Source organism: Alsobacter ponti, assembly GCF_024294805.1.
GTDB lineage: Bacteria > Pseudomonadota > Alphaproteobacteria > Rhizobiales > Beijerinckiaceae > Alsobacter > Alsobacter ponti.
Window position 1 is genome coordinate 411,169 of the sequence record NZ_JANCLU010000001.1, and the last position, 22,897, is coordinate 434,065.

Consider the following 22,897-nt stretch of genomic DNA (forward strand, 5'->3'; position numbering starts at 1 on the left):
ACGCCGCGGCGAGTACGGTGGTTCCGGTGTCCCGACCGTCGATGGGAGGAAACGTCATGGCCCTTCAGACTGTCCACGACCCGCCGCAGCGGAGCCGTCCCGGCTGGGTCCGCGCGACCCTCGCCAGCCGCAGGGCGACGCCCCCGGTCCGGACGACGCGACCGACGACATCGATCAGGAGGGCCGCGCGCCACCGCCCGCCGATCCGTCGGGGGAGGAGGGCGCGCAGCCCCGTCGCGGTGACGTCGAGCGCCCGGCTCCCGAGGGCCCGCCGCCCGATGGGCCGACGCCCAAGTCGTGAGCCCCGAATTCCGGTGGCGCTGCAGCTGCCTTCCCCGCCTGCGCGGGACCGGACGCCGTCCTCTGCATGACTTTTGTGCGAACGAGATTCGGAACCCGGCAAGGCCGCGAGCGTTGGTAGGGAGCTTCGGGGCTCACGCATTTCGACCCCTTCCGTAGCCAGGAACGCGCCCATGACATTGTCGCGACTCTTGCCGACGGCGGCCTTCGCCGTGGCGGTTTCCGCCTTCTTCGCCCCGCCGATGTTGACTGCCGCGCGCATCGGCGGCACGCCGCCGGCCCCTCAGCCGCGCCTTAGCGTCGACGTCCGGGAAACGGCGCAGCTCCCGACGGTGCGCCGGCTGACGCGCTCGGCGGATCTGTGCGCTCCGGCGCAGGCTCCGGCCGCGTCGGTTCCAGGGCCCTCCAGCCCGGCTCCGACCTCCGGCGCGCCGGACGGCATGCGCCGGGTCGTGGCGTCGCTCGCGCCGGCGGCGGGCGAGGCCGCGACGCGATAGGGGCGCCGCCGGTTTTTTCGGCGGCGTTCAGGAACCTGCCGGGCGCGGGTCCGTTCTTCTCACGCAAGGCATGGTCTGGGTGTCTGTGCCCCCTCCCGCCCGATCGGATCATGCCTTGGGACCCGCAGCGGCTCAGCCCTGCGGGTCCTTTGATTCCGCGCCCGGGAATCGCGACTTGGGCCGGATTGTGGCCCTCCAAGGAACCTTCGCTTCAGCGGCCGCGTTATCGCTTCGCTAGTGGATTGGTTTTGCTTTGAAATTCGATACGGGCCGAGCGACCGCCGCAGGGGCGGCCGGTCCGCCCGGCACAGGAGGCATCCATGACTATCGGTACTATCCTGCTCATCATCCTGATCCTGCTGCTGATCGGCGCCGTTCCGGCGTGGCCGTACAGCCGCGGCTGGGGCTATGCCCCGTCGGGCATTCTCGGCGTCGTCTTCCTGATCATCCTGATCCTGCTGCTGACCGGACGGATGTGACGGGCAGCGCCGGACGCAAAAAGGGCCGGCTCGCGCCGGCCCTTTTCGCATGGGCGTCCCGATCGATCAGGCAGTGACGGATTCGGCGCGATGCGCCTTGCGCTGGAAGAACAGCGCCTGGCTGATCACCGCCTTCACCGTGTCGGTGAGGAACGGCTTGGTGATCAGGAAAGCAGGCTCGGGGCGCATGCCGGTGAGGAACCGCTCCGGGTAGGCGGTGATGAAGATCACCGGCACTTCGAGCATGCCGAGGATCTCGTTGACCGCCTCCAGGCCCGAGCTGCCGTCGGCGAGCTGAATGTCCGCGAGAATGAGTCCCGGCGTCAGCCTGGCGATCGCGGCTACCGCTTCCTTGTGGGTGCGCGCGACGTCGACGACGCGATGGCCGAGGTCTTCCACCAGCGACTGCAGGTCGAGCGCGATCAGCGGCTCGTCCTCGATGATCAGGACGTCCGTCTTGATCTGGTTGGCGATCTCGCGCCCGGCTTCCTCGACGAGACCGTTGGCCTCATCGAGGCTGCATTCCAGAACCTTGGCGACCTCGGCGTTGGTCATGCCCTCCAGCGAGCGCAGGAGGAACGCGATGCGCGAGCGCGGCGTAACCGCGTCGAGGCTCTTCAGCGCGCCGACCTCGGCGGGGGGGAGGGCGGGGTCGACCTGGGCGTTGATCGGCACGGAGCGCCACACGTCCAGCAGGATGCGATATAACGACAGCCGCACCTCTCCCGCCGGATCGAGGCGGGACGGGTCGGCGACGATGCTCTCCAGCGCCGCCTGCACGTAGATGTCGCCGATACGTTGGTTGCCTGTGAGCGCGCGGGCGAAGCGCCGCAGATAGGGCAAATGCGGCGCAATGGCCTGTGAGATGGGCATGAAGCTCCCCCGATCACCGCGACACGCGAGTGAATTCTACCCAGCCACAACGTTAGGGCGAAAAAAAGGTTCCGTCTCCGCCGGAACTCGGCAGCTTCGGAAACGTTATGAGCCAGAGCGCCCGCACAGCTTCAGGCGGGCGGATCCCGGAGGGTGGCGATGAACCAACGCAGGAGCGCGCAGCCGACACAGCCGGCGGCGCCCAACGAAACCGAGACTGAGCGCGCCCCCCCCGCACTCCAGCCAAACGTACAAGACCACATCGGGCGCCAGCTTCGCGCCATCTACGACGACCTCCTCAGCCAACCCGTTCCCGACCGCTTTCGGGAACTGATGGAAAAGCTCGACAAGTCGACGGGAGAAAGCGAATGAGCAGCATCAGCAGCGGCATCAAGGCCGAACTGCTCGCAGCCATTCCGAGCCTCCGCGCGTTCGCGATGTCGCTGTCCGGCAACATCGATCGAGCGGACGACCTGGTGCAGGAAACGCTGGTCAAGGCGTGGAGCAACCTCGGGTCGTTCACCGAGGGCACGAACATGTCGGCGTGGCTCTTCACGATCCTGCGCAACCTGTTCTACTCCGAGTACCGCAAGCGGCGGCGCGAGGTGGCGGATCCGGAAGGGCAGATCGCGGGCCGGCTCGCTTCGGCCCCGTCCCAGAACGCCCACATGGATTTCCTCGACTTCCGCGAGGCGATGGGCCAGCTCTCGCCGGACCAGCGCGAGGCGCTGATCCTGGTCGGCGCGTCCGGCATGTCCTACGAGGAAGCCGCCGAGATCTGCGGCTGCGCCGTCGGCACCATGAAGAGCCGCGTCAACCGCGCCCGAAACCGCCTGGCCGAGTTGCTCGCCATCGCGGGGCCGAACGAGGACCTGTCCTCCGAGGCCCAGTGGCGCAGCGCCATCGGCGAACACATGCCCCTGATGCGGGCGGTCGGCGAGTAGCGGCTTCCCCGGCGCTTCCATCCGAATTTCGGCAGCTCGGCCCTGTCCGGCCGAGCGCGAACCGCGAGGGAACTCGCGCAGGCCCACCGTCGCGGCCAAGGGCCCAGCCATCGCCGCTCCGATCTGCGGAGCCGCGAGTCCTCCCCTCTTCAGCCAATCGTTCAGGCCATTCGCGGCCGTCATCGCGAGGTCTCCGCCCGGTTCGTGTCGCCAACGTCTCCTCGAAGGACCAGTTCCGTACGGAATCGCCATTAAGGCGGGATTTTGCCGCCCTGCGACGCCCTGCCGCATATGCGGCGGGAATTAGGCGAAATGCCTTCCCGGAAGGGGATTCGAAAAACCCGTTCCCACCGCCTCGCGGCTTGCACTAAAGTCCCGCATCCCCGGGAGCGGAACGGAGTCGCTGCATGTTCGGATTTGGCCAGAAGCCGCGCGTCGAGAACCTCGGCGTCGAGGACATCCGCAAGGGACTGGCGGACAACTCCATCCTGCTCGTCGACGTGCGCGAGCCCAACGAGTGGGAGGCCGGGCACATTCCCGGCTCCATCCTGATGCCGCTGTCGAGCTTCGACGCCGCCGAGTTGCCCGACGCGGCCGGCCGTCGCATCGTCTTCTCGTGCCGCTCCGGCAACCGCTCGATGAAGGCGGCCGCGCAGGCCCAGGACGCCGGCGTGCCCGTCGACGCCCATTACGCGGGGGGATTCCTGGACTGGGTCGCGCAGGGCGGTCCCGTCGAGACGGGCGCCTGACGCAGCCAGCCTTGCGCCGGCCGCATCGCCGACCGGCGCGCCGGGGCTACACGCCGCGCCCGCGCCGGCCTAGTCTCCGCTCCCGCCTAGCCGCATCTCCAGAACGCCAGAACCATAACGCAGTCGAGGAAACTCCATGTCCGTGAAGAAATTCGGGATCGGCCAGCCGATCCGCCGTGTCGAGGACCAGCGCTTCCTGACTGGCGGAGGCCGCTACACCGACGACGTCGTGCCGGAGAAGACGCTCGTCGGCGTGGTGCTGCGCAGCCCCCACGCCCACGCGCGCTTCCGCTTCACCGACCTCGACACCGCCCGCGGCATGAAGGGCGTGCGGCTTGTGCTGACGGCGGACGACCTGACCCATCTGGGCGACGTGCCCTGCCTCGCCCCGCTCGCCAATTCCGACGGGTCCCAGAGCCACGTGGCGCACATCCCGGTGCTCGCCAAGGGCGTGGTCAAGCACGTGGGCGACGCGGTGGCCTTCATCGTCGCCGACACGGCGCTCAACGCCCGCGACGCGGCCGAGGCGATCGGCGTCGACTACGAGACGCTGCCCGCCGCCGTCGACATGCGCCATGCCATCGAGAAGGGCTCGCCGGCCGTGTGGCCGCAGCAGCCGAACAATGTCGCGGTCGACCAGTCGATGGGCGACAAGGCCAAGGTCGACGCCATCTTCGCCAAGGCCGACAAGGTCGTGAAGCTCGAGATCGAGAACAACCGGCTCGTCACCAACTACATGGAGACGCGCGGCTGCATCGGCGAGTACGACGCCAAGACCAAGACCTACAAGCTCACCGCCTCCAGCCAGGGCGTGCACGGCCTGCGCGACACGCTGGCCAACCAGATCCTGAAGGTGAAGCCGGCCAAGGTCCACGTCGTCACCGGCGACGTCGGCGGCGGCTTCGGCACCAAGAGCTTCATGTACCGCGAGTACGTGCTGGCGGTGGAAGCCGCGCGCCTGCTCAAGCGGCCCGTGAAGTGGGTGGCCGACCGCTCCGAGCACTTCGTCGGCGACGCTCAGGGCCGCGACAACGTCGCGCTGGCGGAAGTGGCGATGGACCGCTCGGGCAAGTTCCTGGCGATGCGCTTCGACATCCTCGGAAATCTCGGCGCCTACGCCTCGCAGTTCGGGCCCTACATTCCCTATCTCGGGGCGACGATGATGACGGGCGTCTACAAGACGCCGGCCATCTTCGTGCGCGTGCGTTGCGTCTACACCAACACCGTCCCGGTCGACGCCTATCGCGGCGCGGGCCGGCCGGAGGCCGCCTATCTGCTCGAACGCCTGGTGGACCGGGCGGCGCGCGAGATGGGCATGAAGCCGGACGCCATCCGCCGCAAGAACTTCATCCCGCCGAGCGCGATGCCCTACACCACGCCGATCGCCGACCGGACCTACGACACGGGCGACTTCGACCAGCACATGACGCGCGCCATGGAGGCCGCCGACTGGGCCGGGTTCAAGGACCGTCTCCGGGCCGCCCGGAAGGACGGGAAGATCCGCGGCATCGGCCTCGCCACCTACATCGAATGCACGGCCTGGGGCGACGGCGAGGACGTGGAGGTGCGTCTCGAAACCGATGGCGGCGTGACGATCTTCTCGGGCACGCAGTCGAACGGGCAGGGCCACGCGACCGCCTACGCCCAGTTCGCCGCGCAGCATCTCGACCTGCCGCTCGACCGCATCCGCGTCGTGCAGGGCGACACCGCGCAGGTGAAGACCGGCCACGGCACCGGCGGCTCGCGCTCGATCCCGGTGGGCGGCGTCTCCACCTACGTCGCCGCCCGCAACCTCGCCGAGAAGCTCAAGGACCTCGCCAGCGAGAAGCTGGAGGCGTCCGTCGGCGACCTCGAAATCGTCGACGGCGCGGTGCGTGTCGCCGGCACGGACCGGCGCATCACCTTCCAGGAGATCGCCAACCTGCCGGGCGCGACGCAAGAGGCGCGCACGGGCCAGGGCGAGTTCGTGCCGCCGAACGCCACCTATCCCAACGGCACCCACATCGCCGAGGTCGAGATCGACCCCGAGACCGGCGTCACGCGGATCGTGCGCTACACGATCTGCGACGACTTCGGCATCGCGGTGAACCCGCTGCTGCTCGCCGGCCAGGTGCACGGCGGTGTGGCGCAGGGCATCGGCCAGGCGCTGCTGGAGCGCACCGTGTACGACGACGACGGGCAGCTGGTGACGGCGAGCTTCATGGACTACTGCATGCCGCGCGCCGGCGACCTGCCGTCGTTCCACTTCGAGACCAAGAACGTGCCGTCCACCACCAACCCCCTCGGCATCAAGGGGGCCGGCGAGGCGGGCTCGATCGGCTCGTGCCCCGCGGTGATGAACGCCATGGTCGACGCGCTCGACAGAGCCTACGGAGCGCGCGACCTCGACATGCCGGCGACGCCGGATCGCGTCTTCGCCGCCATCCGCGCGGCGCGGACGATCGCCGCGTGATCACGCCGCACTGACGCAAAGGTGATCTTGCCCCGGTGCAAGCTCATCTTTGCGGTGCGCGAGAACACGGCATGATGAAAGCGCGCTAGCGTGATCCGGGGGCGCCACACCCGGCGCGTTTCAGTGGGAGTGACAGTAGCATGTTGAAGACTCTTCTCGCCGCGTGCGTCGGTTGCACGATCGCGACGGTCGCCGTGGCCCAGGCGGTCCAGCCGATCGCCGAGCGCCAGGGGCTGATGAAGGCGCAGGGACGCGCGACGCGCGACGCCAACGCCATGGCGAAGGGCGAGGCGCCGTTCGACCTCGCGAAGGCGCAGTCGGTCTTCGACACCTATCTCGTCACCACCAGCAAGTTCGCCTCGCTCTTCCCGGCCGACAGCAAGACCGGCGAGACGAAGGCGGGACCGAAGATCTGGGAAGACCAGGCCGCGTTCCGCGCCGCCATCGCCAAGTTCGAGGCCGACGCCAAGGCGGCGAAGGCCTCCACGACCGACCTCGCCACGTTCCGGACGGCGTTCGGCCAGGTCACGCAGAACTGCAACTCCTGCCACGAGACGTTTCGCCTGAAATAGTCGGGGAGGGGGCGATGCGGGTCCGGAGCTGGCTCACCGGCGCGGCGGCGCTCGTCGTGCTGGGGGCGGCCGCGTTCTGGGCGCTCACTGCCCCCGCCACCTTCACCGCGTTGCGCGGTCGCGGCGACGCGCCGCGCGCCGGCGCGCCGGACCTCGACAACGGGCGGACGCTGTTCAACGCGGGAGGTTGCTCCTCCTGCCACGCGCGGCCGGGACAGGACGACCGCACCCTGCTCGGCGGCGGGCTTGAGCTGAAGTCGCCGTTCGGGTCGTTCTACCCGCCCAACATCTCGCCCGATCCGACGGACGGCATCGGCGGCTGGACGGTGGCGCAATTCATCCGCGCCATGCGCGAGGGCGTGTCGCCGGACGGGCGGCATTATTATCCGGCCTTTCCGTACACCACCTATCAGCGCCTGACGGCCGCCGACCTCGGCGACCTCTTCGCCTACATCCGCACGCTGCCGGCCACGCCGGGGCAGGTGCGGGCGCACGACCTGGCGTTCCCGTTCACCGTGCGGCGGGGGCTCGGCCTGTGGAAGCTGGCCTTCCTCGACGGCAAGCCGCTCGCGCCCGATGCCGCCCACGACGCCGAATGGAACAGGGGCCGCTATCTCGTGGAGGCCGCCGGGCACTGCGCCGAGTGCCACTCGCCCCGCAACCTCGCGGGCGCCGTCGACGCATCGCGCCGCTACGCCGGCGGGCCGAATCCCGAGGGCCGCGGCACGGTCCCCAACATCACGCCGGACGAAAGCGGCATCGGGTCGTGGTCGCGCGACGACATCGTCGAGTTGCTGAAGACCGGCTTCACGCCGGAGTTCGACTCGGTCGGCGGGTCGATGGCGGCCGTGGTGCGCAACACCGCCCAGCTGTCCGATGGCGACCGGGAGGCGATGGCCGCCTATCTGAAGAGCCTGAAGCCGCTGCCGAGCGCCGCCCCGAAGGCGAACTGAGCGCCGGGCCGGCTCAGTCCATCACCGCCGCCTTGAGGATGCAGACCATCGTCGCGTGCGCCGGCTTGTCGGAGACGTTGCGGACGATGTGGTGCCGGTCGCAGCGATAGCGCAGCGTCTCCCCGGCCTTGGCCTTCTGCACCACATCGGCGACCTGCACCTCGAACTCGCCCTCGATCACCGACAGGCTTTCGATCGAGCCGCGCTGGTGCGGGTCGGACTCCAGCACGCCGCCCGGCTCGGCGTGGACGTCGTACCATTGCAGCCATTCGACCGTCTTGATCCACCCGAAGATCGCGAGGCGCACCTTGCCGTCGTCGGAGAACAGGACGGGCGTGTCGCCCTTGGTGGTCTTGTCGATGAACGGCTCTTCGTGTCCGGCAGACAGAACGCGCTCGATCGACACGTCCAGCGCCTGGGACAGGCGCCAGATGGTCGCCAGCGTCGGATTCGTCTCGTTGCGCTCGATCTGGCTGATGATCGATTTCGCCACGCCGCTCTGCTCGGCGAGCTCCGAAAGCGAGAGATTATAGGCCTTCCGCAGCCGCTGGATGGTCTTGCCGAGCTGGCCGGAGAGGGCGTGCGCGCCCATGTCGATCGTCCTGGCCCTGTCGCGACCTTCGACGCCCATGACCATGTCTCCCCGATCGCGCCCCGAACTGTTTTGAATAACGAACGCCGCAATGTAAAGCGGGAAGCGCCGACCGGCGGTTGCATCACGCCTGGCGGTGGGAGCCGGCCTCGCGTTCGCGGCGCATCTCGATGCCGAGCTGGCGCTCGCGCCAGATGACGAACAGGCCGGCCGCCACCACCAGCCCGGCGCCGAGCAGCACCAGGGTCTGCGGCACGTCGCTGAACATCACGAAGCCGACGATGAGCGCCCAGAGCAGGGCCATGTAGTCGAACGGCGCGATCACGGAGACCGGCGCGAAGCGGTAGCTCGCCGTCAGCAGGATCTGCCCCACGCCGCCGCAGATGCCGGCCACGATCAGCAGCGTCGCCTCGCGCGGGCTGGGCGAGTTCCAGCCGAAGAAGAAGGTCGACGCGCCGAGCAGCGCGGCCGTGGAGGAGAAATAGAAGACGATGGCGCCGGTCTTCTCCACCTGCGACAGCTTGCGCACCTCGATGGACGAGATGGCCGAGAACACCGTGCCGAGCAGGCCGAACAGCGCCCCCAGCGCCGGCCCGCCGCTCCACGAGAGGGTGGGGTGTCCGGCCCCGAAATAGGGCGTCAGCATCACCAGCATGCCGATGAAGCCGACGACGAGCGCGCTCCAGCGATAGTGCCGCACCCGCTCCTTGAGCACGATGGCGGCGAGCGCTGTGGTCATCAGCGGCGTCGCGTAGCCGATAGCGGTGGCGTCCGGCAGGGGCAAATAGCCGAGCGCGGTAAAGCCGCAGAACATCGCCATCGATCCGCAGATCGAGCGGCGCAGATGTCCCCACGGGCGATGGGTGCGCACCGCCTCGATGAGGTCGCCCCGCCAGGCGAGCCAGGCGAGCAGCGGGATCAAAGCGAAGAACGAGCGGAAGAAGACGATCTGCCCCGTCGGATAGGCGTCGCTGACATATTTGATGATCGTCGCCATCGCCGTGAAGGCGAAGGTCGAGGCGACTTTCAGGAAGATGCCGAGGAGCGTGTTCACCGGAGGACGGGGGCGTGGCGGGGGAGGCGGGGCGGGCTGGGAGACCGGCGCGGCGGCGCGCCGGGAAACCAAAGACCACGATTGCCCGCGATCCGCAAAAGGGAATGTCGCGGGCCGGCGTCCCGCCGGGCGCATGACCGCCCGACGGGCCGGCCCGATTTCAAAAGGCGGACCGGAACGCGCCGCCGTCGATCAGGACGTTCTGGCCGGTGATGTAGCCGGCGTGCGCGCTGGCCAGGAAGGCGCAGAGCTTGCCGAACTCGTCCGGCTGGCCGAAGCGCCCGGCCGGCACCGAGCGCAGGCGCTCGCGCTTGGCGGTCTCGATGTCGATGCCCTGCATCTCGGCCATCTTCCTGGTGCCGCTGGAGAGGCGGTCCGTGTCGAACATGCCGGGCAGGATGGCGTTGATCGTCACGTTCGCCCCGGCCACTTCGCGCGCGACGCCGGCGAGGAAGGCGGTGAGCCCGGCGCGGGCGCCCGACGAGAGGTCGAGCCCGGTGATCGGCGTGCGCACCGAGGCGGAGGTGATGTTGACGATGCGCCCGAAGCGGCGCGCGATCATGCCGTCGATGACGCGCTGGATCAGCTCGATCGGCGTCACCATGTTCTGCACGACGCCTTCCAGCATCGCCTCGCGTCCGATCTCGCGGAAGCCCTTGGGCGGCGGGCCGCCATTGTTGTTGACCAGGATGTCGGGCTCGGGGCAGGCGGCGAGCAGGGCGTCCTGCCCGGCCCGCGTGCTCACGTCGGCGACGACGGGGATGACGCTGCGTCCGGTGGCGTCGGCGATCTCCTTCGCCGTGGCGGCCAGCACCGCCTCGTTGCGGCCGTTGACGACGACGTCGCAGCCCGCCTCGGCCAGCGCGCGGGCGCAGCCCTTGCCCAGCCCGCGGCTCGACGCGCAGACGATGGCCTTGCGGCCGGCGATTCCCAGATCCATGCGGCAGTCTCCGTTCAGCGTTCCTCGCCAGCCCGCTCGCGCCGGCGGGTCGGCCGGGCGGGCACAATGACCCGAACGGGCTCAGACGAAAAGCGCGAGTTTCTGCACGGGATCGAGCGCGTCGATGGCCGCGAACGGCTGGAGCCGCGGGTCCGCGTCCGCCTCGGCGGGACGCAAGGCGGGCGACGGCCGGGGCTCCGGCCTTGTGTCCCGCGCGGGCGGAACCGGAGCGCGCGGCAGCGCCAGCGGCGGCGGGGCGACCGCGAGGTCCTCGACGAAGACGACCCCGCCTTGCTCCTCCGGAACCAGCGCCGCCGCTTCCGCGCGCGGCGAAGCGGCGGACCCGGCCGCGTCCGGCTCGCTGATGAGCGACTGCAGCCGGCCCTCGATGAAGCGCAGCACGCCGATCAGCCTGCGCACCCGCGCGGAGTTGAGCGCGTGCTGGCTGGAGGCGCGATAGATGTCGAGCGCGCGCCGGTCGAGTTCGTCGCAGGCGGGCCCCGCCTGGCCGCTCTCGCGCAGCAACCAGGCGATCTCCTGGACGCGCTCGGCCGCGCCGAACACCTCGCGCTGCGACGCTTCCGCCGACTCGACGAGCGCGTCGTAGAGGGCGCTGCCCGGGTCCATGGCGGCCTGCCCGGCAGGGGCGAAGGTGGCGGCGATCTCGCCGCGCGTGCGCCCGATGGTGTCGGCCATCAGCCGGATTTCGCGGCGCAGCCGCATCGCGTCGCGCGCCGCGTCGCCGGAGGGGGGCGTCTGTTCGCGCACCGTGTCCTCGAGGCGCGAGATGGCGGCGAGCAGCGTCGTCGTGTCGGCGTGGCGGTTGCGCCGCGCGTACTCGGACAGGAACCAGCGCCCCCGCGCCGTCTCCATCACGGCCGCCTCGATCGCCTCGTAGTCCTGCGGCGAGAGCGGCGGCTTGCTGTCTCCATCGGTCATGGCGGGGTCCGGACGGCTCGTGCGGCCCGGCCGAATCGGCCCGGGCCCGAAGTCCAGACTAGCCAATTCGCCGCACCGCCGCGCCGGCCGGCGGCGCTTTGCTGGGGATTCAGCCCCAGAGCGCGGCGGAGGGCGGGTAGACGACGCTGCCCTCGTAGCGCAGCCCGTCCTCGCGGTCGCGCGCCAGCAGCAGCGGCGCGTCGAGGTCCACGAAGCGCGCGCCGCCGGTCAGCAGCATGGCGGGGGCCATCGCCAGCGAGGTGCCGAGCATGCAGCCGACCATGACGCCGAAGCCGAGCTCGCGCGCCTGCGCCGAGAGCTCCAGCGCCTCGGTGAGGCCGCCCGTCTTGTCGAGCTTGACGTTCACCGCGTCGTAGCGGCCGGCGAGCGAGGCGAGGCCGTGCACGCCGTGCACGCTTTCGTCGGCGCAGATGGGGATCGGATGCGGGATGTCGGCCAGCACGGCGTCGTCGTCGGCGGGCAGCGGCTGCTCGATGACTTCCACTCCGGCGGCCACGCAGGCGGCGATCTGGCGGGCGAGGTCGTCGGGCCGCCAGCCCTCGTTGGCGTCGACCAGCAGCGTCGCGTCGGGCGCGGCGGCGCGCACGGCCGCGATGCGCGCGGCGTCCTCGGCCCCGCCGCCCAGCTTCACCTTGAGGATAGGCCGCTCGGCCGCGCGCCGCGCGGCCTCGGCCATCGCCTCCGGCGCGCCGAGGCTGATCGTGAAGGCGGTGGTGGCGGGACGCACCCGGTCGATGCCCGCGAGGACGTGGGCGGGGATGCCGGCCGTCTTGGCCTCGAGGTCCCACAGCGCGCAGTCGAGGGCGTTGCGGGCCGCGCCGGGGGGCAGCACCGCCGCCAGCTCCTGGCGGGAGCCGCCGCGCTCCAGCAGCAGGCGCGCCGTCTCCATCGCCGCCGTCACCGACTCGACGCTCTCGCCGTAGCGCGGATAGGGCGTGCACTCGCCGCGCCCGCGCGCCGAGCCTTCCTCGATCGTCGCCGTGACGACCACGGCCTCGGTGCGCGAGCCGCGCGCGATCGTGAAGGCGCCCGCCACGGGCCAGCTCTCGACGGCGATGGTGAGGCTGCGCTTCATGGCCTGCCTTTCGCTGATGACGGCCCGCGAGCCTCGTCGCCGGCCGCCATCAGCCTGAAAACGCGGGCGTTCCTGTTGGTTCCCGCACGGCGCCGGTTGCCCGACTCGCGGCGGAGCTTCACGATAGAAGCGCGAGGCGACGACCTCAACCGACCATCCCTCACGGAGCCATGCCGCCCGAATGGACGACACGCCCGGGTTCTCAGTCGAGCGAAGCGACGGTGCGCTGCGCCTGTCGCTGACGGGCGCGTGGACCGCGGCCGCGGCGGAAGCCGTGGAGGAGACCGGCGATCGGCTGCCCGCCGAGGCCGGGGACGCGAAGCGCGTGGTGCTCGACCTCTCGGGCGTCAGCCGGCTCGACACGCTGGGCGCGTGGGTGGTCGACCGCGCGCGGGCGCGCCTGGCCGGGGCGGGGGCCTCGGCCGAGTACGACGCGCTGACCGAGCCACAGCGCATCCTGCTGCACGAGACGGCCTGGCACGACCTGACGCCGCAGCAGCGGGCGCGGGGCTCGGTGCTCGTCAACACGCTGTCGGACGTCGGGCAGGCGGTGGTCAATGCCGGCCGCGACGTGGTCGGCGGCGTCGCCTTCCTCGGCGCGCTGGTGGCCGCCATCGGGCGGGTGGCGACCAATCCCAAGCGCTTCCGCATGACCTCGGTGGTGTTCCACCTGGAATCGGTCGGATTCCAAAGCGTGCCGATCATCGCGCTGATCTCGTTCCTGGTCGGCTGCATCATCGCCCAGCAGGGCATCTTCCAGCTGCGGCGTTTCGGCGCGGTCGCCTTCGTCGTCGACCTCACCGGCATCCTGGTGCTGCGCGAGCTGGGCGTGCTGCTGACCTCCATCATGATCGCCGGCCGGTCCGGCTCCGCCTTCACGGCCGAGATCGGCTCGATGAAGATGCGCGAGGAGATCGACGCGCTGCGCGTCATGGGGCTGGACCCGATGGAAGTGCTGGTGCTGCCGCGCATCCTGGCGCTGGTGCTGGCGCTGCCCATGCTGACCTTCCTCGCCGACCTCGCCGCGCTTCTGGGCGGCGGGGTGGTGGCGTGGATCTATGGCGGCATCGGCAAGGAGGTGTTCCTGTCGCGGCTGCAATCGGCCATCGCGCTCAACACCTTCATGGTGGGTCTCATCAAGGCGCCGTTCATGGCGCTGGTGATCGGCGTCATCGCCTCGATCGAGGGCCTGGCGGTGAAGGGCTCGGCCGAGTCGCTCGGCCGGCACGTCACCTCGTCGGTGGTGAAGGCGATCTTCATGGTCATCGTGGTGGACGGGCTGTTCGCCATGTTCTTCGCCGCGATCAAGTATTGAGGCGCGGATGGCGGCGGAGCGCGACGAGCCGGGACGCAACGCGGAGCGGGAGCCGCTCATCAGCGTGCGCGACCTCGTCGTGGGCTTCGGCGACCGCCTGGTGCTGAACGGCCTCAACCTCGACATCATGCGGGGCGAGATCCTCGGCTTCATCGGCCCCTCGGGCTCGGGCAAGTCGGTGCTGACACGCACCGTGCTGGGGCTCACGCCGAAGCAGTCCGGCTCGATCACCACGTTCGGGGTCGACCTCGACGAGGCGTCCCGCGCCGACCGGCGCGCCGTCGAACGGCGCTGGGGCGTGCTGTTCCAGCAGGGCGCCCTGTTCTCCTCGCTCAGCGTCCTGCAGAACGTGCAGGTGCCGATGCGCGAATATCTCAAGCTGTCGGACGGGCTGATGGACGAGCTCGCCATGCTGAAGCTCGAGATGGTGGGCCTGAAGCCGGACGTCGGCGAGAAATCGCCGTCCGAGCTCTCCGGCGGCATGATCAAGCGCGTGGCGCTGGCGCGCGCTTTGGCGCTCGACCCGGACATCGTCTTCCTCGACGAGCCGACCTCCGGCCTCGACCCCATCGGAGCGCAGGACTTCGACGAGTTGATCTCGACCCTTCAGAAGACTTTGGGGCTCACCGTTTTCATGGTAACGCACGATCTCGGCAGCCTCTATTCGGTTTGCGATCGCATCGCGGCGCTTGGCGACGGCAAGATCCTGAAGGCCGGAACCATCGACGAGATGCTGGAGTCCGACGATCCGTGGCTGAAGAGCTATTTCCACGGCAAGCGGGCGCACTCGATGGCCGACGCGGAGGCACGACACTGACATGGAAACCCGCGCCAACTACGCCCTGATCGGCTTGTTCACGCTGGCGGTGGTGGCGGCGGCGTTCGGCTTCGTGTTCTGGTTCTCCGGCAAGGACGCCGGGGCGACGCTGAAGCAGTACCGCATCATCTTCACCGGCTCGGTCTCCGGCCTGCAGCGTGGCGGGCAGGTGCTCTACAACGGTTTGCAGGTGGGCTCCGTCACCAACCTCAACCTGCTCCAGGACGATCCCAGCAAGGTGGTCGCGCTGGTCGAGATCGACGCCACGACGCCGATGAACGTCGACACGCGGGCCCGGCTGGAGTTCACGGGCCTCACCGGCGTGGCCTCCATCCAGCTTACCGGCGGCGCGCCGGGCAGCCCGCCGCTGGTCAGCAAGGACCCGAAGCAGCCGCCGGTGATCCTGGCCGACCGCTCGGATTTCCAGGATCTGCTGGAGAGCGCCCAGCGCCTCGCCAAGAAGGCCGACGACGTGCTGACGCGCGCCGACCAGCTGTTCGCCGACAACGCCGGCTCGATCAGCAACACCGTGCGCAACATCGAGACGTTCTCGGACGCGCTGGCGCAGAACTCGCCGGGCATCGCGCAGTTCATGACCTCGACCGGCAACGCGGCCGACAAGATCGCTTCGCTGGCGGTCGACCTGCAGAAGCTCTCCGACAGCCTCGACCGCGTGGTCAAGGCGATCGACCCGGCCGAGGTGAGCAAGATCGTCTCGGACGTCGGCAAGGTCACCTCCTCGGTCGCCGACCAGAGCGACAAGATCGGCGACATCGTGCGCAATGCCAGCGAGCTGACCGGCCGGCTCAACGACACCTCGGTCAAGCTCGACGAACTGATCGGCGACGCCTCCGCCGCGTTCAAGGCCGTCGACCCGGACAAGGTGGCGCGCGTCGTCGACGGGCTCGACAAGTTCAGCACCACGCTGGGCGAGAACAACCAGCAGGTCGCCGAGGTGATCCGCAACGCCAACGAGCTAACCGCCAAGCTCAACAAGGCGGGCGACCGGATCGACGGCGTCCTCGCCGACGCCGGCTCGGCCCTCAAGAGCCTCGACGCGGCGCTGAAGGGCGTCGACGGGACCAAGGTGGCGCGCACCATCGACAATGTCGACCGCTTCACCACGGCGCTCGGCGCCAACTCGGACAAGGTCGACGAGATCGTCCGCAACGCGCAGGAGCTCTCCGCCAAGCTCAACCGCTCCGCCGACAAGGTGGACGAGGTGCTGACGAGCGCGCAGAACTTCCTCGGCTCCGACAAGACCCAGGGCGCGCTCAACAGCATCACCGACATGGCGAAGTCCATCCGCGTGCTGGCCGACAACCTCGACAAGCGCACCGCGGAGATCACCGCCGGCGTGTCGCGCATCACCGGCCCCGGCCTGCGCGACTTCGAGAGCCTGACCCAGGAGGGCAAGCGCACGCTGGGCGACCTCAGCCGCACATTGCGCAGCCTGGAGCGCAATCCGCAGCAGCTCATCTTCGGCGCCAAGCCCTCCATCCCCGAATATGGTGGGCGCCCGTGACGCCGACGTCCTCCCTCTCCGCGAGCCCCATCCGCGCCATGCACGAGCCGAGCCCCGCGAGCCCCATCGCAAGCCGCCCCGCCCGGGGTTCCGCCATCGCCCGCGCCGGGGCGTGCCTCGCCGGGCTGCTTCTGCTCGCCGGCTGCGCCGGCTCGGGGCCGGTCGCCACCTACGATCTGTCGCTGCCGCGCGGCGCGGCGCGGCAGGCGGCGGGCGGCGCGCAATTGCTGGTGGCCGAGCCCGTCGCGCTGCAGACGCTGGAAGGCGACCGCCTCGTCGTGCGCGGCGAGGACGGCTCGACGAGCTTCCTGGGCGGCGCGCAGTGGTCCGACCGGCTGCCGCGCCTCCTGCAAAGCCGGCTGGTGCAGAGCTTCGAGAACGCCGGCAAGGCCGTGGGCCGCGCCGGCACGGGCCTGACGGCCGACTACGTGCTGGCGGCCGACATCCGTTTCTTCGGCGTCGAGACGCGCGCCGGGGGCGCGCAGGCGGCGATCGAGATTTCCGCCAAGGTCGTCGACAACACGGGCCGCATCGTCGCCTCGCGCGTGTTTCGCGGCGCGGCGCCGCTGGCGGAGGTCGCCGGCCCGCAGGCCGCCACGACGCTCGATGGCGTGATGACGCCGATGCTCACCGAGATCGTCCGCTGGGTGGGCTCGCGCGCCTGAGCGCGGATCGCGGCCGGACCGGACCAGAACGAACCACAAAAAAGGGCGCGGAGCCCGGCTCCGCGCCCTTTTATTTGGCTGGACGCCTTGGGCTCAGCCGAGGCGGCCGCTGGCGTGGGCCAGCATGGTGAAGACCTTGCCTTCCTCCGACGTCATGACGGAGCGGAACATCGGCGAGGCGCGGTCGCCGGGGACGATCTCGTCCAGCAACTCCTCGAACTTGTCGAGATAGGCGTTTACCGTCTCGCGGAAGGCGGCGTCGCGCGCGTAGCGGCGGCGGAAGTCCTCGAAGCGGGCCGCTCCGATCTCCGTGTAGAGCTCGGACGTGAACACGTCCGGCTCGCCGCGGGCGTGGCGGGCCCACATCTGGTCGGCCATGTCCTGGCGAACCATGCCGGCGATCTCGCGCGACAGCGAGCCGAGCGACGGCACCGCGGCGCGCGCGGCGTCCGCCTCCGGCGCGGCCGGCGCGGGGTCCTCGGCCGGCACAGGCGCGGCGGACGGAGCCGAAGCGGGCGCGGGCTGCTCGGCCGGGGCCGGGCGCGCGTTCACCGTCGGCATCGGCTTCTGCTCCTCCTCGTCGCGCGAGGCGCGGGCGAGCAGTTCGGACAGCCACTTGCCGCTGCGCGGCGCGGCCGAAGCCTCGCGCGTCGGGGCGGGGCGCGGGGACGCCGGGCGGGCCGGCGCGGCCGGGGCCTCGGCCGGCTTCTCGGCAGCGCGGGCAGGGGAGGCGACAGGCGCGGGCTTCGGCGCGGCGGCCTGCGGCTCCGGCGTCTCGGACCGGGCAGGCGTGGCCTTCACCGTCACCACCGGGGGACGCGGCGAAGCGTTCGGCGTCTCCGCGCGCGGCGGCGGCGTCACCATCACGGACGGAGCGGCCTGCACGGTGATCGTCGGCTTGGCGAGCGCCGGGGCAGGCGCGATTGGGGCAGGCGCGACTTGGGTAGGCGCGATTGGGGCAGGCGCGACTTGGGCAGGCTGCGCCGCAGTCTCGACGGCCCCGCCGCCGGAGGCGGCGCGGCGCGGCTGCTCGGCCTCGGCGCGCGCCACGTCGGCGCCCGTGTCGGACCGGCGCACCAGCGCGGTGAGTTCGGAGAGCGCGCGGATCTGGTCGGCCACGACGCGGCGCATGGCGGCGGTCGTGTCCTGCGTCTCCTGCGGGATTTCCAGCACGCCCCGGCGCAGCTCGGCGCGGGTGGCGTCCAGTTCCTCCTGCACGCGGGACGTCAGCGAGCGCAGCTCGCCGGCGGCGTCGCGGAAGCGGCCGGTGGCGGCGGACAGCGCCTCGCCGGTTTCGGTGAGCGTCTGCTCCAGTACGGCGCGCAGGGCCGCGGCGGTGCGCTCGCGCTCCGCGGCGGAGGCGGTGCGCAGGTGCTCGAACTGCTCCGTGAAGCGCTCCGCGCCGGTGCGGGTCGCCTCCTCCAGCAGCGTGCCGAGCTGGCGCGCCCGCTCCTCGGCGGCGCGCAGGGCGTCGTCCATGCGGCGGCTGAAATCGGCCGACACGGCCTCGACGGTCTTGGAGCGCTCGGCGATCGCGGCCAGCATCTCCTCGAGGCCGGACCTGCGGGCCTCGAAGGTGGCCGCCACGCGGTGCTCGATCTCTTCCATCGAGGCGGTGGTGTCGGCCAGCGTGCGGGCATGATCGCGCGTCGCGAAGGCGACGGAGCGGCCCTGCTGCTCCAGCCGCTCGAACAGGTTCGCGGCCTCGCTCAGCGTGCTCTCGGAGAGGTTGCGCAGCGCCTCGACCTGGGCGGAGGCGCGTTCGGCCGTGGCGTTGGCTTCGGTGGTGACGGACGCCATCGCCTCCTGCAACGCGGCCAGGCGCTCGCCCAGCGTGCTCTCGACGAGGCCGAGATTGTCGCCGGCCCCGGTCAGCAGCGTCTCGAGCTGCTGGCTGGCCCCAACGATGCGCTCCAGGCTGCCGCCCATCTCGCCGCGCAGGCGCTCGGTGGTGGTGACGAGCCGGCCGATGGCGCGCGACGCTCCGTCTTCCATGGCGGTCTGCAACTGCGCGGTGGAGATCTCCACCGTGCCGGCCAGCGTGGCGCTGCGCTCGCGCAGGGCCTCGGACACGGCGGCGACGCGCTCTTCCAGGGTGCGCGCCAGGCCTTCGCCGGCGGTGGACAGCTCCTGCGTCGCGGCCTGGCTGGCCTCGGCGATGGAGCGGCTGGCGGCTTCGCCCAGTTCGGCGAGGTCGCGCGTCACGGCCTCGCGCGTCTCCGCCAGGCCCTGCGAGGCGGTGTCGCGCAGGGCGGTGAGGCCCAGCGTGGTCGCCTCGCCGAGTTCGGCGAAGCGGTCGGCCGCGGCGCGGCCCTGCTCGGCGATCTGCGAGACGAGGCGCTCGCCCTTTTCGGAGAACAGCGCCTCCAGAGCCTCGGCCTGCTGGCCGAAGGCGGCGCGCACGGCTTCCGTGCCGGTGGCGAGGCGGTTGGCGGCGACGCCGCTGATCGCCTGGAGGTCGCCGACGAGGCGACCGCCCTTCTGGCTGATGACGATGTCGAGCGAGCGCGTCTGTTCGGTGAGCGTCGCCCCGAGGTTCTGCGTTCCTTCCGTCACGGACGCGATCAGCGCCTGCGCCGAGGCTTCGAGCGCGGTGCCGAACTCGGCGCCGCGCTGCTGCAGCGTGGCGGCGACGTCCTGCGTGCCGCGCGCCAGCGTCTCGGAGACGCGGCGCTCGGAGTCGGCGAACAGCGAGCCGAGCTGGCCCGCGCGCTCGTCCAGCGCGCCGGAGAGGGAGGCCGCGCCGCCGTTGATCGTCTCGGCGAGACGGCGCTCGGAGTCGGCGAACAGCGAGCCGAACTGGCCCGCGCGCTCGTCCAGCGCGCCGGTGAGGGAGGTCGCGCCGCCGTTGATCGTCTCGGCCAGACGGCGCTCGGACTCCGCGAACAGCGAGCCGAACCGGCTCGCGCGCTCGTCCAGCGCGCCGCTGAGGGACGTCGCGCCGCCGTTGATCGTCTCGGCGAGACGACGCTCGGACTCGGCGAACAGCGAGCCGAGCTCGTGAGTGCGGGCCGCGAGCGCGCCGGCCATGGCCTCCGCGCCGCCGCCGATCGTCTCGCGCAGCTGCCGTTCCGAGCTGGCGAACAGGTTGCCGAACTCCGTCGTGCGCTCGCCCAGCGCGGTGACCACGGACCCCGCGCCTTCGGTGATGGTGTCGGAGAGCGCGCGGGCGCGCTCGTTGAGCGTCGCGCCGACGCTGTCGAGGCGGTTGACGACGCGCTCCTCGAAGCGGGTGACGCGGCTGTCGAGCGTCTCGGCGATGGCGCTCGCCTGGTTGCCCAGCGTGGCGTTGATCGCGTCGGCGCGCGTCGACAGCATGGAGGCCAGCGCCTCGGTGCGGGTGGCGATGGCGCGTCCCGCCTCGTCGGCCTTGGCCTCGATGGACTGGGTGAGCTCCTTGCCGCCCGTGCCCAGCAGCTGGGCGATTTCGAGCGTGCGGCCGGCCAGCGTCTCGGTGAGCATCTTGGCGCGGGTGTCGAGGCCCTGGTCGATGCGCTGGAAGATGGACTCGAGCGTGCGGGCCACCTGCTCGCCGGACTTGAGGGCGCGGCCCTCGAAACCGTCGATCTGGCTGGCCATCGCGGCGGAGGCGGCGCGCACGCGCTCCTCGACGCGCGAGGCGATGGCTTCCGCGCCTTCGCCCAGCAGCCCCTCGACCGCGCCGAGGCGGCTCTCGACCACGTTGGTGAAGGTCTGGGTGTCGGAGGAGATGCGGGCGACGAGCTCGCCGCCGCGGTCCAGCACGGCCTTTTCGAAGCCCTCCAGCCGCTCGGTGAGCTGGCTGGCGAGCTCGGAACCCTTGTCGAGGACGCCGGCCTCGAAAGTCTCCAGCGCCTTGCCGAGCGATTTCTCGACGGCGGCGGCGCGGCCTTCCAGGCTCGTCTCGAACGCGCCGAGGCGGCTGTCCAGGCTGGCGGCGCGCGCGTCGACGGCGGCGGCGATGGCCTCGGCGCGCGTTTCGAGCGTGCGCTCCAGGGCCTGCGTCTGCTGGCCGATGCCGCGCTCGAACGCGGCGGCGCCGCGCGACAGCGTGTCGGAAAGGGCGGCGGTCTGGCTCTCGATGCCGCGCGTCAGCGCGCCGGCGCGCTCCGCCATCGCGGTTTCGAAGCTGGCGATGCGCTCGGAGACAGCGCCGGTCAGCTCGCCCGCGCGGTCGGCGAGGGCGGCGTCGAGCGTGTCGGTGCGCTGGCGCAGCGCGGCGTCGAGCGCCGCGGCGCGGGCCTCGATGCGCTCGTCGATGCGCGCGGCGGCGCCGGCCAGCGTCTGCTCCAGCGCGTCGGCGCGCTCGCCCAGCGCCTGCTCCAGGCGGCCGCCACGGGCGATGACGGTGTCCTCGAAGCTGGCAAGGCGCGCGGCGAGGCCGCGGTCCAGCTCGCCGCCGCGATGCACGACGGTGGTCTCGAACGCTTCCAGCGTGCGGGCCAGCGACTGGCCGATCTCGGCGCCGCGTACGGACACCGTCTCGGCCAGGCCCTCGACGGAGGCGCGCAGCGTGGTTTCGATGCGGCCGGTCTGGGTGGTGATGTCGTCGAGCACCGCCTGGGCGTGCGTCGACAGGCGGCGCTGCGTCTCCTCGGTGCGCTCGCCGATCAGGCGGGCCGCCGTCTCGGCGCTCTCGGCGAAGGCCTCGCGGGTCGCCTCGACGCGCTCGCCCACGGACTGCGCGATGCGGTGGCCGATGGCCTCCAGCCCCTGCTCGAGGTCGCGGCCCTGCGCGCCGACCGTCTCGTTCAGGCGGTCGCCGGTCTCGGCGATGCGGCGGGCGATCTCCTCGCCACGGCCGGTGATGGTGTCGGCGACGGCGCCGCCGGTCTCCTCCAGGCGGCGCGCGACGAGGTCGCCGCGCTGTCCCAGCTCGGCGGACAGCGTCTCGCCGGTGGAGCGCAGCGTCTCGTTGACCTCCATGGCGCGGCTGGCGATGGCCTCGGCGACGCCCTGGCCGGTCTCGGCGATGGCGCGGGTGACGCGATCGGAGCCGTCGTTGAGGTTGGCGGCCAGCGTGGCGCTGGTGCGGGCGAGGTTCTCCGCGACGCTCTCGCTTACCGTGCCGAGGCGGGCGTTGACCTCTTCGCTCGTCTCGGCGAGCCGCTTGACGAGCTCGCCGCCGCGCGAGGCGATCTCGCCGACCATCTGGTCGGCGGTGCGCGACAGCTGGCCGGTGATCTCCTCGGCCTTGGTCCCGAGCGTCTGGGTGACGCGCGCTCCGGCCTCGCCGACGGCCTGGGCGATGCGCGTGGCGGCGCTGGCCAGGTCCTCGCGCAGCGTCTCGTGCGAGCCGCTGATCGAGGCCTTCACCCGGTCGGCGTTGGTGAGGATGGCCTCGCGCTGCGTGACCAGCTCGTCGATCAGCGCGCGGATGCGGATTTCGTTCTCGCCGTAGGCGCGCTCCAGCGTGGCGATCTCGGAATGGACCAGCGTCTCCAGCTCGCCGGCGCGGGCGAGGGCGCGCTCGATGCCGTCGCCCATGGCGGCGACCTCGCGGCGCACGACGTGCGACAGGCTGACGACGGCATCCGCGCCGACGCCTTCCGGCTCGGCGAGCCGGATGGCCACCTGCGTCATCGAGCGCGCGACGAGGCGCATTTCCTGGGCGCGGGTGAAGAGCTGGGCAAGCACGAAGAAGACGAGGATCGGCGCGAGCGCCGCGAAGGCGGCGACGCCCATCTCCGGGCGCGCCAGCAGCGGGGCGATGGGCTCGCCCGGCATCCAGGTGAGGCCCCAGTGACGCCAGGCGTAATAGCCGATGGCGCCGAGCCACAGCAGCGAGACGAGGAAGGCGAGGAAGAAGGGCTTGCGCGAGGGGCGAACCTGCAGCGCCTGCAGGATCTCGCCGACGGCGCGGCGGTCGTCGTTGGCCGGGCGGCCCGGGGCGGGGCGGCGCGGCTCGCCGGCGCCGTTGCCGTCGCGGCGGCGGTCGCGCGGGCGCTCCACCTTGACCTCGCCGAAGAGGGGAGCGTCCGACGCCTCGGGCAGCTTGCCCGGGCCGGCGCCCGCCTGCGATCCGCCCGAGCCGTTCCCCGCCGCCACCTCGGTGTCGGTCAGGTTGAGCGCTTCCTGGATGGCGGAGAGCGCCGCTTCGGTCGGGTCCGTCGTCTTCGTCTGGGCCATCGGAGCCTCGCATCGATACGCAACAAG

The 22,897-nt window shown here is 71.3% G+C and carries 19 protein-coding genes; 12 read left to right on the forward strand and 7 right to left on the reverse strand.

Features of this window, described 5'->3' with window-relative positions; genetic code table 11:
• Window positions 1-473 precede the first annotated feature (473 nt).
• Window positions 474-797, forward strand: a complete 324-nt coding sequence (locus tag NK718_RS02000) for a hypothetical protein (RefSeq protein WP_254738072.1) — start codon at window positions 474-476, stop codon at window positions 795-797.
• Between the two features lie 320 nt (window positions 798-1,117).
• Window positions 1,118-1,276, forward strand: a complete 159-nt coding sequence (locus tag NK718_RS02005) for a DUF3309 family protein (RefSeq protein WP_254738074.1) — start codon at window positions 1,118-1,120, stop codon at window positions 1,274-1,276.
• Window positions 1,277-1,342: 66 nt separating this feature from the next.
• Here NK718_RS02005 and NK718_RS02010 read toward each other — a convergent pair whose 3' ends face one another.
• The gene (locus tag NK718_RS02010; RefSeq protein WP_254738076.1) at window positions 1,343-2,149 is read right to left on the reverse strand and encodes a response regulator; all 807 of its coding nucleotides are present in this window, start codon (window positions 2,147-2,149) and stop codon (window positions 1,343-1,345) included.
• 159 nt (window positions 2,150-2,308) lie between these two features.
• Here NK718_RS02010 and NK718_RS02015 point away from each other — a divergent pair, with 159 nt between their 5' ends.
• From NK718_RS02015 to NK718_RS02040, 6 genes are all read left to right on the forward strand, one after another.
• A complete protein-coding gene (locus NK718_RS02015; protein ID WP_254738078.1) occupies window positions 2,309-2,521 on the forward strand; it encodes a NepR family anti-sigma factor in 213 nt (70 codons plus the stop codon).
• Entirely contained in the window at window positions 2,518-3,093 is a 576-nt protein-coding gene (locus NK718_RS02020) for a sigma-70 family RNA polymerase sigma factor (RefSeq protein ID WP_254738080.1), read from the forward strand. The genes NK718_RS02015 and NK718_RS02020 overlap by 4 nt, the downstream gene beginning before the upstream one ends.
• A 407-nt stretch (window positions 3,094-3,500) precedes the next feature.
• Complete coding sequence (locus tag NK718_RS02025; RefSeq protein ID WP_254738082.1) at window positions 3,501-3,842, forward strand: rhodanese-like domain-containing protein; 342 nt, start codon at window positions 3,501-3,503, stop codon at window positions 3,840-3,842.
• Window positions 3,843-3,978: 136 nt separating this feature from the next.
• On the forward strand, window positions 3,979-6,294 hold the full coding sequence (locus NK718_RS02030) for a xanthine dehydrogenase family protein molybdopterin-binding subunit (RefSeq protein WP_254738084.1): 2,316 nt from the start codon (window positions 3,979-3,981) through the stop codon (window positions 6,292-6,294).
• A 140-nt stretch (window positions 6,295-6,434) separates the two neighbouring features.
• Complete coding sequence (locus tag NK718_RS02035) at window positions 6,435-6,866, forward strand: c-type cytochrome (protein WP_254738086.1); 432 nt, start codon at window positions 6,435-6,437, stop codon at window positions 6,864-6,866.
• Window positions 6,867-6,880: 14 nt separating this feature from the next.
• Window positions 6,881-7,819: a c-type cytochrome gene (locus NK718_RS02040; protein WP_254738088.1), complete on the forward strand. Its 939-nt coding sequence runs from the start codon at window positions 6,881-6,883 to the stop codon at window positions 7,817-7,819.
• A gap of 13 nt (window positions 7,820-7,832) precedes the next feature.
• Here the strand turns inward: NK718_RS02040 and NK718_RS02045 are convergent, their stop codons facing one another.
• From NK718_RS02045 to dgcA, 5 genes are all read right to left on the reverse strand, one after another.
• Entirely contained in the window at window positions 7,833-8,450 is a 618-nt protein-coding gene (locus tag NK718_RS02045; protein ID WP_254738090.1) for a helix-turn-helix domain-containing protein, read from the reverse strand.
• Window positions 8,451-8,535: 85 nt separating this feature from the next.
• Window positions 8,536-9,465, reverse strand: a complete 930-nt coding sequence (locus tag NK718_RS02050) for a DMT family transporter (protein ID WP_254738092.1) — start codon at window positions 9,463-9,465, stop codon at window positions 8,536-8,538.
• Between the two features lie 160 nt (window positions 9,466-9,625).
• Window positions 9,626-10,405, reverse strand: coding sequence for an SDR family oxidoreductase (locus NK718_RS02055; RefSeq protein WP_254738094.1), 780 nt, complete (start codon window positions 10,403-10,405; stop codon window positions 9,626-9,628).
• Window positions 10,406-10,486: 81 nt separating this feature from the next.
• Entirely contained in the window at window positions 10,487-11,344 is an 858-nt protein-coding gene (locus NK718_RS02060; RefSeq protein WP_254738096.1) for a hypothetical protein, read from the reverse strand.
• A 109-nt stretch (window positions 11,345-11,453) separates the two neighbouring features.
• The gene (gene dgcA, locus NK718_RS02065; RefSeq protein ID WP_254738098.1) at window positions 11,454-12,440 is read right to left on the reverse strand and encodes an N-acetyl-D-Glu racemase DgcA; all 987 of its coding nucleotides are present in this window, start codon (window positions 12,438-12,440) and stop codon (window positions 11,454-11,456) included.
• A gap of 181 nt (window positions 12,441-12,621) precedes the next feature.
• On the opposite strand from dgcA, the gene NK718_RS02070 reads away from it, so the two are divergent.
• The 4 genes from NK718_RS02070 to NK718_RS02085 are packed head-to-tail and all read left to right on the forward strand — an operon-like array spanning window position 12,622 to window position 16,762.
• Complete coding sequence (locus NK718_RS02070) at window positions 12,622-13,755, forward strand: MlaE family ABC transporter permease (RefSeq protein WP_254738100.1); 1,134 nt, start codon at window positions 12,622-12,624, stop codon at window positions 13,753-13,755.
• 7 nt (window positions 13,756-13,762) lie between these two features.
• Entirely contained in the window at window positions 13,763-14,572 is an 810-nt protein-coding gene (locus tag NK718_RS02075) for an ABC transporter ATP-binding protein (protein ID WP_254738102.1), read from the forward strand.
• Window position 14,573: 1 nt separating this feature from the next.
• Window positions 14,574-16,097 carry an MlaD family protein gene (locus NK718_RS02080; RefSeq protein WP_254738104.1) on the forward strand — a complete coding sequence of 508 codons (1,524 nt, stop codon included), beginning with the start codon at window positions 14,574-14,576 and terminating at the stop codon, window positions 16,095-16,097.
• Window positions 16,094-16,762, forward strand: a complete 669-nt coding sequence (locus NK718_RS02085) for an ABC-type transport auxiliary lipoprotein family protein (RefSeq protein ID WP_254738106.1) — start codon at window positions 16,094-16,096, stop codon at window positions 16,760-16,762. Before NK718_RS02080 ends, NK718_RS02085 begins: the two co-directional genes overlap by 4 nt.
• A gap of 93 nt (window positions 16,763-16,855) precedes the next feature.
• Here NK718_RS02085 and NK718_RS02090 read toward each other — a convergent pair whose 3' ends face one another.
• Window positions 16,856-22,870 carry an apolipoprotein A-IV repeat region-like domain-containing protein gene (locus NK718_RS02090; RefSeq protein ID WP_254738108.1) on the reverse strand — a complete coding sequence of 2,005 codons (6,015 nt, stop codon included), beginning with the start codon at window positions 22,868-22,870 and terminating at the stop codon, window positions 16,856-16,858.
• Window positions 22,871-22,897: the final 27 nt, after the last annotated feature.